Origin of the sequence: Streptomyces albidochromogenes (assembly GCF_005981925.1) — a bacterium.
Lineage (GTDB): Bacteria > Actinomycetota > Actinomycetes > Streptomycetales > Streptomycetaceae > Streptomyces > Streptomyces albidochromogenes.
This window is the reverse complement of sequence record NZ_VBVX01000203.1, coordinates 1-12,439: the sequence shown is the minus strand read 5'-3', so window position 1 is coordinate 12,439 and position 12,439 is coordinate 1. Positions and strand designations below refer to the sequence as shown.

Genomic DNA, 12,439 nt, shown 5'->3' with positions numbered 1-12,439 from the left:
GGTGTGCGTGCCGACGAGGACCCGGCCGGTGTGCGTGCCGACGACGGGCCCGCGGAGTACTCCGAACCGCTCCGCGCCGCCGCTCCGCGCCTGCGACCCACCTGCGGCGACCCCGCCTCCCCCGACTTCCCGATCACCACCCGCCTGCGCGGCGGCCCCGACTCCTACCGCGCGGGCGGCGCGGCCGCGCGATGGTCGCTGGAGCTGACGAACACGACGGACCGGAGCTGCCGCAACATCCACCCCGTCGTCGTCCTCATGGACGGGCGGCGGCAGCTCGAACCGGACCAGGTGGAGCTGGCCTTCGAGGACAGCGCCGGGCGGTGGACCGACGTACCGATCGAGACCACCGACGAGGACGAGCACATCGGCGTCTTCGACGGCGGTGTCCCCGGCTTCACCGTGGGCGCCGACCGCACCGTCACCGTCAAGGTACGGCTCGGCTTCGCCGCCGGCGCCGCTCCCGGCCGCGCCGTCGTCAACGCCGCCGTCGTGCAGCGGCAGCCCGCCGACGGCGAGTGGGTCGGCGCGTCGAAGGACTACCGCTTCACCATCACGGGCCGCGAACCGGACGGCGACCCCGACCCCGACCCCGACCGTGACCGCGAGGCCGAACCCGACCCCGGCCGGTCCCGCGACCCGGGGCGCGATCCCGAACCCGATGCCACGCTCGGGCCCCGCATCGGCGACGACGGTACGCCGCGCGTCCGCGAGCGCCCCTACTCCCTCGCCATGACGGGCCGCGCCCCCGGTCCGCTCCTCGCGCTCGGTGCCACCGCCGGCGCGCTGCTCCTCGGCGGCGGGGTGCTGGTGGCCGTGTCCCGGCGCCGGTACGTGACGCCGATGCGCTGGATGACGCCGACGCGCTGGATGACGCCGACGCGCCGGAAGACGCCGACGCGCGGGACGGGGCGTCGCGCCCGATGAGCGCCGATGGCTGACCGCACCCCCACCGGCGCCGGGCACGGCCGGGCCGTCGTACCGCTGGTGCGGATGACGGCCCGGCGCCGCGACGAGGCGCACCGGGCGGCGACACCGCTGGAGCTGTTCTTCGACCTGTGCTTCGTCGTGGCCGTGGCGCAGGCCGGTGGACGGCTGGTGCACGCGGTGGCCGAGGGCGACCCGGGGCACGGGGTCACCGGATACCTCTTCGTCTTCTTCGCCATCTACTGGGCGTGGGTCAACTTCACCTGGTTCGCGTCCGCCTACGACTGCGACGACGTCCCGTACCGCATCGCCACGCTGGTGCAGATCTCGGGCGTGCTCGTCCTCGCCGCCGGGGTCCCGCGCGCCTTCGACCACGCCGACTACGGGGTCGCGGTCCTGGGCTACCTGATCATGCGGGTGGCGCTCACGCTCCAGTGGCTGAGGGCCGCGCACAACGAGACGGGAGCCGCGCGCGTGGCCGCCCTGCGCTTCGCCGCCGGGCTGGTGGTGGTGCAGTTGGGCTGGGTGGTACTGCTGTTGCTGCCGGACGCGGCCTGGGGGTGGGGGTTCGTACCGCTGGCCGCCGCCGAGCTCGCCGTCCCGGTCTTCGCCGAGAGCCGCCACGAGACCAGCTGGCATCCGCACCACATCGCGGAACGCTACGGCCTGTTCACCATCATCGTCCTCGGCGAGACCATCGCCGCCGCCACCGTGGCCGTGCAGTCGGCCCTCGACGAGTCGGCGGCGCTGGACGAGCTGCTGCCGATCGCGGCGGGCGGCCTGGTCATCGTCTTCGCCGCGTTCTGGATCTACTTCGCCGTACCGATCCACGAGTACCTCCACTCGAACCGGCAGGCGTTCTTCTGGGGGTACGGCCACTACCTGATCTTCGGCTCCGCCGCGGCGATCGGCGCGGGCATCGAGGTTGCGGTCGAGCAGGCGACCCACCACGCGCACATCTCCACGCTCGCGGCCTCCCTCGCCGTCACGGTGCCCACCGCGCTCTTCATGATCACGGTGTGGCTGGTGCACGCCCGCCACTTCAAGCGGGGCACCGCCCAGAACCTGGTCCTGCTGGTGGGCGCGCTGCTGGTCCTGCCCGCCGGCTTCGCCGGGCACTGGGCCGTGCCGCTGACCGGGCTGATCGCGGCGGGCACGGTGGCCGTGGGGGTGTACCTCTCCGTGCGGGGCGGCGCGGGGGAGCCGGCCGGGCGGGCGACGGGCTGAGCGGCGGAGGGTTGGCCGGGCGTTCAACATCGTCTGCGACCATCCAGGGCGTGGACTACCCGAAGGACTACCCGTACGCGCAGGACCAGGACCCGGGGGCGCCGATCCGCTCCGGCGTCCCGGAGCACGGCCGCGTTCCCAAGTACTACGCCGTCAAAGCCCATATCGCCGCGCTGATCGGCGAGTTGGGGGAGGGCGGACTCCTGCCGACCGAGCGTGATCTCGCCGTACGGTACGAGGTCTCGCGCGAAACCGTGCGGCAGGCGCTGCGCGAACTGCTCCTGGAGGGCCGCCTTCGCCGGCAGGGGCGGGGCACGGTCGTGGCCGGGCCGAAGCTCGAACAGCCCCTGGCGCTGGCGAGCTACACGGAGGGCGTACGCCGCCAGAACCGGCGGCCCGGGCGCCACCTCATCGGGCTCGACCGCTTCCCCTGCCCTGCGGCCCTCGCGGCCGACGTAGGGGTGGAAGCGGGGGATCCCCCGGCGCCGACGCGAAGCTCGTGCTCGACGGTGACGCCGACGGCTACACCGGCCACGACGCGACCATCGCCGCCACCACCGAGTCGGTCCTGCGCGACCAGAACCCGGACGTCCTCTTCGTCTACTTCGGCCAGACCGACATCGTCGGTCACAACTCGGGCGCCGCGAGCCCCAAGTACCTCGAAGCGATCGACGTCCAGGACGCCTACGTCGGCCGCCTCCTCGCCGCGATCAGGGCCCGGCCGACGTACGCCTCCGAGCGCTGGACCGTCGTCGTCACCACCGACCACGGCCACACCGACGCCGGCGGACACGGCGGAAGCGCCGTCGAGGAGCGCCGTACGTTCGTCCTCGCCCAGGGCCCCGGCATCGCGGCCGGCGCCCGGCCGGTCGACACGCGCCTCGTCGACGTGGCCGCCACCGTCTTCAAGCAGCTCGGGATCACGCCCGACCCCGCCTGGGGCCTGGACGGCAAGCCGGTCCAGGAGCGGTCCGCCGACCCCTTCGACACCCTGTACCCCGTGCTCTCCGGGCGGGTCGACGAGACCGGCATCCCGGCAGGGCTCCTCGGCTTCACGCACACCGCGCCCAGCGGCTGGTCGGTCATCAACAACGCCATGGGCACCGGCGGCACGGCCGAGTGGCGCGGCTGGTCGTTCGCCACCGACGAGTTCTGGTCCAGGACCCAGCGCGACCAGCCCCGCGAGCTCAACGTCCGCGCGCGCGGCGTCTTCGCGGTCGCCGACTCCGACGAGTGGGCGGACAAGACCTTCTCCGGCACGTACGACTCCACGCTCGTCACCCCGGCGTACGCCGTCGGCGGCAAGAGCACCGTCACGCTCGACTTCACCACCTTCTACCGCCAGGAGGGCAGCCAGAGCGCCCGCGTCCTCGCCTCCTGGAACGGCGGCACACCGGTCGCCGTCCGGTCGTACACGGCGGACGTCGTCTCGCAGCCCCAGTCGCTGACCCTGAACGTCCCCTCCGGGGCCACCAGCGTCGGCTTCCGCTTCCACTACACCGGCAGCAACAACTGGTACTGGGTGATCGACGGGGTCAAGATCACAGCAGCCTGATTAGGCTGGGGGCGCCCGGACGGTGTGGTCCGGGCGCCCCCAGCGTTGTTTTGCGTACGGCAGGAGTCCGGCACATGGCAGAGCGCAAGCCGATCGAATCGTGGCTGACCGACATGGACGGCGTCCTCATCCACGAGGGAACGCCCATCCCCGGCGCCGATGCCTTCATCAAGCGGCTCCGTGAGTCGGGCCGGCCCTTCCTGGTGCTGACGAACAACTCGATCTACACCGCCCGCGACCTGCACGCCCGCCTGTTCCGCATGGGCCTGGACGTGCCGGTCGAGAACATCTGGACCTCGGCGCTCGCCACCGCCCAGTTCCTCGACGACCAGCGGCCCGGCGGCACGGCGTACGTCATCGGCGAGGCGGGACTGACCACCGCGCTGCACGACATCGGGTACGTCCTGACCGACCACGACCCGGACTACGTGGTGCTCGGGGAGACGCGAACGTACAGCTTCGAGGCCCTCACCAAGGCCATCCGGCTCATCAACGACGGCGCCCGCTTCATCTGCACCAACCCGGACGAGACCGGCCCGAGCCGGGAGGGGCCGCTGCCCGCCACCGGAGCCGTCGCCGCGCTCATCACCAAGGCCACCGGCAAGGACCCGTACTTCGCGGGCAAGCCCAACCCGCTGATGATGCGGACCGGGCTCAACGCGATCGGCGCCCACTCCGAGACCAGCGCCATGATCGGCGACCGGATGGACACCGACGTGCTCGCCGGGCTCGAAGCGGGCATGGAGACGTTCCTGGTGCTCACCGGCCTGACCGGCCCGGCGGACGTCGACCGCTACCCGTTCCGGCCCTCGACGATCGTCGACTCGATCGCGGACCTCGTCGACCGCGTCTGACCGGCCCCGCCGTCCGTCCCACGGCGGGCTCCAGGGGCCCGTACGGCCCAAAGACGGGCCCCTGGAGATGCGGAAACGGCCCGTACCGGTGAATCTCCTATTACCAGGAGGTTCACTATGCGCTCAATACAGCTCGCTCTGTGTGCCGGTGCGGCCGTCGCGGCGGTCATGGCGCCCGCGGCCACGGCACACGCCGCCACCACCGAGAACGACGGCGGGGGCCGGGTCCTCGTCACCCCGTCCACCATCGCTCCGGGAGGAGAGGTGGACCTGCGCGTCGACGTGTGCCGGGGCAGACACGCCACCGGCACGTCCGACGCCTTCGCGGCGCCCGCCCACTTCAGCCCCGCCGCCGACCGCGGCGACCTCTTCGCCGAGGCCCGCATCCGGTCGGACGCCGAGGCCGGCGACTACGAGATCTGGGTGCGGTGCAAGGACGGCGGCCAGGCCAACGGCACCGTCACGGTGGTCCACCACCACAAGCCCACGCACCACCCGACCCACCACGCCACCCCGATCGCGCCCGTCCACGCGGGCGGCGGCGGCACCGCCGAGACCGCCGCGGCCGAGGAGGGCGGGCCCGGGACTCCGCACACGGTGATCGGCCTCGTGCTGGCGGGTGTCGCGGCGGTCGCCGTTGCCTTCCGGAGCGTACGCCGCCGTCGTACGGACTCGGACTGACATGTCCGCCGAGGACCGCCCGGCCGGTGGCGGCGGACGGCTGCTGACCGGCGTCGCGTGGGCCGTGCTGCTGCTCGGCCTGTGGCTGTGGGGCCGGGAGATGACGGACGGCAGTTCGGCGCCCACCACCGGAGACGTGGCCGCCGTCGGCCGCCCGCTGGGAGCGCCGCTGCCTCCCGCGCACGCACCCGTCGAGGGCGCGGCGCCGCGGCACGTCACGGTGCCCTCCATCGGCATCACGGCCCCGGTCGTGCCCCGCGGACTCGACGCGTCGGGCGCCGTCGACCCACCGCCGTACCACCAGCCGTCGAAGGTCGGCTGGTACGAGGACGGAACGAAGCCCGGCGCCCGGGGAGTAGCCCTGCTCGTCGGTCATGTCGACACCGAGAGCAAACCGGCCGTCTTCTACGGTCTGAGCGCGGCCCGCCCCGGCGAGAAGGTCCGGCTCGCGCGGGCCGGCGGAGAGAGCCTGGAGTTCACGATCGACGACATCCAGGTCTTCACCCGCGAACGCTTCGACCCCCGGAAGGTGTACGGCCCCCGCGAGAGCGACCGGGCGGAGCTGCGCCTGATCACCTGCGGGGGGACGTACGACAAGAAGGCCCGCACCTACACGGCCAACGTCGTGGTCTCCGCCTACCTGACGGGTACGGGCAGGAGCTGACGGGAGCGGGCCGGGGCCGGCCCGCTCCCAAGAGCCGGTCGCCCCTAGGCCGCCACCGGCGCCGCCGCCGGAGCGGTGCGGCCGGCGGCGCGCAGGCCCAGCGCGCCGAAGACCCCGGCGAACACCGCCCACAGCACCGCGTGCGAGGCCAGCGACAGGACGCGGAAGTCCCACAGCAGCGTCGCCGCCACCGGGACCTCGTCCGGGTTGCCCGGCAGTGCGAAGAGCACCGCGAGCGTCGCGACCCCGGTGAGAGCCACCGCGACCTGCCGCACCGGGAGCGGCCGGCCCGCGAGGCGTACGTACACCTGCCACGCCAGCACCATGCCGAGGACGCCGATGACGACGGCGGCCAGCCACAGGGCCTGGCGGTCGGCAACGGTGCCCGAGTCGCCCACGCCCGGCGGGTTCGCCGGATAGCGCAGCCCCGGCAGCAGCGAGACCGCGACGAACGCGGCCGCGCCGAAGGTGAGGGCGCGCGGCCACGGCCGTTCGGCGAGGCCCGTCCGGCGGTGCACCAGGGCGTACGCGAGGGCGAACAGGACGCCCAGCGCGAGCCCGGCGACGACCGCCGTGACGACCAGGCCGAAGTGCTGGGTCGAACGGGAGAACAGTTCCTCGTGGTGCTGGACGGCCGTGGCCGCCGCACCGTGGGCGTGCTCCTCGGCGGAGCGCGCCTCTTCCAGGCGGATCGCACGGTCCATCACGGGCTCGGCGAGCAGGAGCGAGAAGAGGCCGGCGGCAAGACCGGCCGCCCCGCCCGCCGCGAGTCCGCGCCCGAGCAGGGGGAGTACGGGTGTCGACATGGTGCGTACGGCCCCGATCAGTGGCAGGGGGCACCGAAGAGGTGCCGGCCGTCGTGCGCGAACTCGTGCAGGTAGTCGCCCGTCGCCGCGACGACGGTGCCGTTGTCCATGAAGACCGCGTACAGCGCGACCACGGCGAGGATCGCCGCGGCGGCCATGATCAGCCAGTCGCGCGTGGTGGTCGTGGCGGACTCGACCGCCGCGGTGTCGGCGTGCTGCGCGGTGTGCAGTGACATACCGGTGTGCCTCCTTCTGGGGTTTCCACGCCCCAAAGCAGGAGGACGACGGGTCAGTTCCTGACTTCCGTACGGGCAGCGCTCGGCTCTCGTACGGTCACAGTGGCGGGACCGTCCCGGGTTCGCACCGGGTTCCTGTCCACCGTCGCCTCGATGTGTGGAGTTGTCCCACGGAGAGTCCCAGCCCGGCTGAGCACTGTCAACAGGCCAGTGCCCGCACGCCCCCCGCCCCCGGCCGGTGTGTCAGGATGGTTTCGACCGGATGTGTCCGGGGAGGGGCCGGGGGGTCCTCAGCAAATCTTCAGCGCGTCGTTGAGCGCAGCCAAGGGGGAGTGGATGTACGGCAGTTACAGCGGCCGTAGGCGCAAGGGTGTCCGGGTGGCCGCGGTGGGGGCCGTGGGGGCCGCGCTGCTCCTGGCGGGATGTTCCTCCTCCGGGGGTGACGGGGGCGACGATTCGGGCCTGCCGCCGATGAAGCAGCAGCCGAAGGGCAGCGACCCGTACTGGGTCAATCCGGAAGGAAACGCCGCCAAGCAGGCCGGGGCGCTCGCCAAGAAGGGCGAGGACGAGAAGGCCGAGCTCATCAGGAAGATCGCCGAGCAGCCGACCGCCGAGTGGATCGGCCCGGAGAACGCCGAGGCGCAGGCGAAGGGGTACACCGAGGCGGCCGAGAAGGCCGACCGCGACGCCCTGCTCGTCCTCTACAACATCCCGCACCGCGACTGCGGCCAGTTCTCGAAGGGCGGCGCCGCCGACGGCAACGCCTACCGGACCTGGACGGACCAGGTGGCCAAGGGCATCGGCGACCGCCCGGCCACCGTGATCCTGGAGCCCGACGCGGTTCTGCACCTGGTCGACGGCTGCACGCCCGACGAGTTCCACGAGGAGCGGTACGACCTCCTCAAGGGCGCCATCAAGCGCCTCAAGCAGCAGCCGAAGGTCAAGGTGTACCTGGACGCGGGCAACGCGGGCTGGAAGTCCCCGGACGCCCTGTTCGAGCCGCTCCAGTGGGCGGGCATCGCGGACGCGGACGGCTTCTCGGTGAACGTCTCCAACTTCCAGACCACCGAGGTCAGCAAGGAGTTCGGCAAGAAGCTGTCGGCGAAGGTGGGCGACAAGCCGTTCGTCATCGACACCAGCCGCAACGGCAACGGTCCGTACACCGGGGGCGACCCCGCCGAGAGCTGGTGCAATCCGCCGGGCCGCGCGCTCGGGGAGAAGCCGACCACCAAGACCGGTGACGAACTGGTCGACGCCTTCCTGTGGATCAAGCGTCCTGGTGAGTCGGACGGCGACTGCAAGGGCGGCCCGAAGGCCGGCGAGTGGTACGAGGAGTACGCGCTCGAACTGGCCCGCAACGCGAAGTAGCCGCGCGGAACACGAAGGGAGGGCCGCCCGACCGGGCGGCCCTCCCTTCGTGTTCCGCAGGGGTCCCGGCCTACGGGACCTCGATCCAGGTCCCCTCGGACGGCGTGCCCTGATCGTCCGTCACGAACAGCATGTAGTAGCCGGACGGCACCAGCGCCCGGTTCTTCGGCACGGTGACCGAGATGCCGTCCTTGGTCTTCTTCATCTTCAGCGCGACGGTGCGCTGGTCGACGTCGGTGACGTGGGTGACGGCGCTGGGCCGCATCAGCTTCGCGTCCTTGAGCGACCCGGCGTGCGCCGACTCGAACGTCGCCGTGCCGCCCCGCGCGATCTTCTTCGGGCCGCCCGTGAGCTTCGGCCGCGCGTCCCGGAAGAGGTACGGCGGCGTGTAGATCTCGATGCGCTGCTCGAAGACGCCCGGCCGGGTGTTGGCCTTGTCGGAGTACAGCGAGTCGGATCCGAAGATCATGACGCGTCCGTCGGGAAGCAGCAGCGAGCCCGAGTGGTAGTTGCGGCCCACGGCCGGGTCGGCCACCCGGCGGTACGTGCCGGTCTTGGCGTCGTACAGCCGCGCCTGGAGGATGTCCGAGCCGCCGCGCCCGCGGTAGTCGTTGGAGCCGCCGGTGATCAGGACGGTGTCGTCCGGCATCAGGGACGCGCTGGGGTAGCGGGTGCCCTGGTCGAGCGAGTCGCCGTCCTTGAAGCGCGGGTTCGGCTCCTTGAGGTCGACGAGGCGCGACTTCTCGCTGGACTTCTCCGACTCGCCGACGCCGCCGCCGCCGATGACCATGTACTTCTCGTCCTGGGCGGGAGGCAGCCGCACGGTCGCGGAGGTCTCCATCATGTCCGGGTCGCTGAGGCCGGGGATCTTCTTGAACTTGTTGGTCTTCAGGTCCCAGATGCCCGGCTCACGGCCCTCGTCGGCGGGCCCGTACCCGGCGTTGGAGCCCGAGTAGAACAGCTTGCCGTTGTTCATCAGGAAGATCGCTGGGTACGTCGGGAACTTCCGGATGACCCCGGTGTACTCCCACTTCTTCGTGGCGGGGTCGTAGATCTCGTCCTTGCCGGGGACGATCTGGCCGATCTCGTCCAGGCCGGACAGCGACAGGACCTTGCCGTCCTCCAGCGTGGTGAGCGTCGGGTACCAGCGGGCCTCGTTCATCGGGTCGACGGTGATGTACTTCTCCGCGACCGGGTCGAACTCGTAGGCATCCTTGATGCCCTGGAAGTCCTTCTTGTCGAGGGCCAGCTTCTGCGCGATGCCGTACACGTTCTTGGCGTCGGTGCCCGTCAGGCCGTGGACCCGGTAGTTGTCCTCGGTGCCGGACTCGTACTTCTTGCCCGACGCCTTGGCCTCGACGTAGATGCGGCCGAGCCCGGCCTCCGTGCGCAAAAAGCGCCCGGTCTGCTTGTCGAAGATCTTCTTGGCCTTCTCCACCAGGACCGGGTCCTTGGAGACGTACGTCTTGCCGTTCTTCTTGCCCGTGAAGATGGTGCCCGCGGGCAGCGTCTTCGGGGCGTCCGGGTCCTCGTTGTGCACGATCATCAGGCCGCCGGCCTTGGTGACGTCGCCCTCCAGCTTCTCGTACCGCTTGGTGCCGCCCGCCACCAGCAGCTTCCCGTCGGGCAGCTGGGTGTGCCCGGCGCAGAACATGTCCTTGGGCGTGGGGATCTTCTTGTACGTGTCGGTCTTCGGGTCCCAGAGCACCGACTCGAACTTCTTGGCGTCGAAGTTCTTCTGGTTGTTGCCCGAACCCGCGATCAGCAGCACCTTGCCGGTGTGCAGCAGGGCGGCGTGGATCGTGTTGATGCGGAACTCCGACGGGACGTCGAGGAAGTCCCAGTGGCCGTTCTCCGCCTTGTACTCGGGCCGGTTGATCTTGTAATCGTGGTACTGCTCCGTGCCGAAGCGGTAGAGCGCGGGCCCGTTCATCCCCGCCAGAGCGAGCACCACCACACCCGTTATCGCCAGGCGGCGGGTGCGGCGGCTCGGACGGTAGTTCATTTCTTACGTCCCCCAAGGGCGATCTGCATGGTCTGGTCGGAAGCGGCCCAGGTGGGCTTCTGCTGCGGCGGGTGAGCCTCGGGCGGGGGACCGGCCGGCGGCTCGGACTGGTTCGGCGGCGCCCCGTGCCTGCCGCGCCCCTTGCGCTTCTTCTTCTCGTCGCGGACGGTCCAGCGCCAGGCGAAGATGGGCGCCGCCGTGATCAGGAGGGCCAGCGTGGCCCAGGTGATCATCGCGGGGTGGTCGTGGCCGAAGAAGAAGGACGAGACGAGCGAGCCGCCGAAGACCAGGATGAAGAACAGGTGGATGCGGAAGGTGCCGAAGAGCGTGTCGGGGCTGGAGGAGTCGCCCTTGGGCGTCACCACGAAGCCGGACTTGCGGCGCAGTACGGCGTCCATCAGCGAGCGCGCGTAGATCGGCGCCGAGAGCGCGGACATCACCATGCCGGCCAGGCCGCCGGAGCCCTCGGGCTCGTGCGGCGAGACGTTGTGCCGGCGGTTCCAGATGTAGAGGCCGATCTGGAGCGCGGAGGCGTTGCCGTACAGCATCATCCAGATCGCCGGGTCGATCTGCACACCCGAGGCGCCCATGCCCAGGAACAGCGCGCAGCTGAGCGCCGCGAGGATCCAGTTCATGGCGGACATCGGGTAGAAGATGATCATCATGGTGTAGTTGAAGAGCTTGCCCACGGGCAGCGAGCCGTAGCCCCTCCAGTACTGCTTGAGGATCGTCTCGTACGTGCCGCGCGACCAGCGGAGCTGCTGCGTGAAGAAGTCCGTCCAGGCGGTCGGGCCCTCGCCCACGGCCAGCACGTCGGGGGTGTAGACCGAGCGCCACTTCCTGCCGGTGACCGGGTTCGTGGCGCGGTGGATCTCGAAGCCCGTCGCCATGTCCTCGGTGATCGAGTCGTACAGGCCACCAATCTGCTTGAGCGCCCTGATGCGGACGGCGTTGGACGTGCCGACGAACATCGGCGCGCCGTAGCGGTTGCCCGCGCGCTGGATCAGGGCGTGGAAGAGGAACTGCTGCGACTCGGCGGCCTTGGTGACGAAGGTGTCGTAGTTGCCGTACACCTGCGGGCCGATGACGAAGCCGATGTCCGGGTCGCGGAAGTAGCCGAGCATCCGCTCCAGGTAGTTCGGCAGCGGCACGTGGTCGGTGTCGACGGAGGCGAAGAAGTCGTAGTCGTCGCCGTGCGCGTCGAGCCAGGCGTTGTAGTTGCCGTGCTTGGTCTTGGCGCGGTGCGGGCCCTTGGCCTGGTTCCACTTCGCGACACCCTTGCGGGAGAAGTGGTGCACGCCGAGGCGCTCGCACACCTCCTTGACCGCCGGGTCGTTGCCCTCGTCGAGGAGCCACACGTGCATCAGGCCGCGGTGGCGGATCCTCACCGCCGCTTCCAGCGTCTTCGTCACCATCTCCAGCGGTTCCTTGCCGGGCACGAAGGAGGTGAGGAAGGCGACGCGGGTGCCGGTCTCGGGCACCACGGGGACGGGGTCGCGGGCGACCAGGGTCGCGTGCGCGTTCGACAGGACGTTCATCGTGCGGAAGAGCTCGATCAGACCGATCGAGACCAGCATGACGATGTCGAGGATCAGCAGCGTGTCGTTCTTGAGGTTGGGGTCGCGCTCGGTCCAGTGCTCGGGCTGCATCAGCCAGACGAACAGACCCAGCGACAGCAGCGGCGCGGCGCACAGCAGCAGGGCGGCGCGGACGCGGTGCGGCTCCTGCGAGAGCAGTGAGCGGTACTGCACGGTGTACGGCTTGGCCGGGTCGGGCTGGGTCAGCGGACCGGCGAGCCGGCTGTAGTGCTCGTAGTCGTACCTGGGCAGCGGCTTCTTCGCCCGTATGCGCGACCCGCCGGTCCGCAGCTGCGGGGGTACCCGGAGCTGGGCCGTCCGGGAAGGGTCGTTGTTGTGCCGGGCGCCGGTCGGCGTCGACGTCATGAGTCATCCCCCCGCACGCATGCTGGCTGCGTGTGTTCGTCGGTCTCTTCGCCCGGTGCCGGTCCCCCTCGACCATTCCGGACGCACAAGTGGCCTGCTGTCATCCCTTCAGACATGGGACGACAACCTTCCGGTTGCATGATGCCCGCCCCGGGATCTGTTCAGAAACGGGG

10 protein-coding genes, 2 pseudogenes and 1 riboswitch are annotated in these 12,439 nt (G+C 70.9%); of the genes and pseudogenes, 8 read left to right on the top strand and 4 right to left on the bottom strand.

Features of this window, described 5'->3' with window-relative positions:
* The 7 genes and pseudogenes from E2E34_RS35605 to E2E34_RS23360 all read left to right on the top strand — a co-directional run.
* Nucleotides 1–927 (top strand): hypothetical protein (locus E2E34_RS35605; RefSeq protein ID WP_208765312.1); only part of this gene is annotated, 927 nt, incomplete at its 5' end.
* 6 nt (nucleotides 928–933) lie between these two features.
* Nucleotides 934–2,154, top strand: coding sequence for a low temperature requirement protein A (locus E2E34_RS23385; protein ID WP_244316010.1), 1,221 nt, complete (start codon nucleotides 934–936; stop codon nucleotides 2,152–2,154).
* Between the two features lie 50 nt (nucleotides 2,155–2,204).
* A pseudogene (locus tag E2E34_RS37040) lies at nucleotides 2,205–2,633 on the top strand (GntR family transcriptional regulator); the annotation flags it as partial.
* Nucleotides 2,630–3,709 (top strand): annotated as a pseudogene (locus tag E2E34_RS23375) (alkaline phosphatase family protein); the annotation flags it as partial. The pseudogenes E2E34_RS37040 and E2E34_RS23375, both read left to right, overlap by 4 nt.
* Before the next feature lie 74 nt (nucleotides 3,710–3,783).
* A complete protein-coding gene (locus E2E34_RS23370) occupies nucleotides 3,784–4,563 on the top strand; it encodes an HAD-IIA family hydrolase (protein WP_138903885.1) in 780 nt (259 codons plus the stop codon).
* 117 nt (nucleotides 4,564–4,680) lie between these two features.
* Nucleotides 4,681–5,244: a hypothetical protein gene (locus tag E2E34_RS23365; RefSeq protein ID WP_138903884.1), complete on the top strand. Its 564-nt coding sequence runs from the start codon at nucleotides 4,681–4,683 to the stop codon at nucleotides 5,242–5,244.
* Nucleotide 5,245: 1 nt separating this feature from the next.
* Nucleotides 5,246–5,908: a class F sortase gene (locus tag E2E34_RS23360; protein ID WP_138903883.1), complete on the top strand. Its 663-nt coding sequence runs from the start codon at nucleotides 5,246–5,248 to the stop codon at nucleotides 5,906–5,908.
* Nucleotides 5,909–5,952: 44 nt separating this feature from the next.
* Here E2E34_RS23360 and E2E34_RS23355 read toward each other — a convergent pair whose 3' ends face one another.
* Together E2E34_RS23355 and E2E34_RS23350 are read right to left on the bottom strand one after the other, a co-directional pair.
* Nucleotides 5,953–6,714, bottom strand: coding sequence for a CbtA family protein (locus E2E34_RS23355; protein WP_138903882.1), 762 nt, complete (start codon nucleotides 6,712–6,714; stop codon nucleotides 5,953–5,955).
* A gap of 17 nt (nucleotides 6,715–6,731) precedes the next feature.
* The gene (locus E2E34_RS23350; RefSeq protein ID WP_138903881.1) at nucleotides 6,732–6,950 is read right to left on the bottom strand and encodes a CbtB domain-containing protein; all 219 of its coding nucleotides are present in this window, start codon (nucleotides 6,948–6,950) and stop codon (nucleotides 6,732–6,734) included.
* Nucleotides 6,951–6,984: 34 nt separating this feature from the next.
* Nucleotides 6,985–7,150, bottom strand: a riboswitch (cobalamin riboswitch).
* 136 nt (nucleotides 7,151–7,286) lie between these two features.
* On the opposite strand from E2E34_RS23350, the gene E2E34_RS23345 reads away from it, so the two are divergent.
* Entirely contained in the window at nucleotides 7,287–8,318 is a 1,032-nt protein-coding gene (locus tag E2E34_RS23345; protein WP_138903886.1) for a glycoside hydrolase family 6 protein, read from the top strand.
* A 70-nt stretch (nucleotides 8,319–8,388) separates the two neighbouring features.
* On the opposite strand, the gene glxA is transcribed toward E2E34_RS23345, so the two are convergent.
* Both glxA and E2E34_RS23335 read right to left on the bottom strand, forming a co-directional pair.
* The gene (glxA, locus tag E2E34_RS23340) at nucleotides 8,389–10,323 is read right to left on the bottom strand and encodes a radical copper oxidase GlxA (RefSeq protein ID WP_138903880.1); all 1,935 of its coding nucleotides are present in this window, start codon (nucleotides 10,321–10,323) and stop codon (nucleotides 8,389–8,391) included.
* Nucleotides 10,320–12,266, bottom strand: coding sequence for a glycosyltransferase family 2 protein (locus E2E34_RS23335; protein ID WP_138903879.1), 1,947 nt, complete (start codon nucleotides 12,264–12,266; stop codon nucleotides 10,320–10,322). The genes glxA and E2E34_RS23335 overlap by 4 nt, the downstream gene beginning before the upstream one ends.
* Between the last annotated feature and the right edge of the window lie 173 nt (nucleotides 12,267–12,439).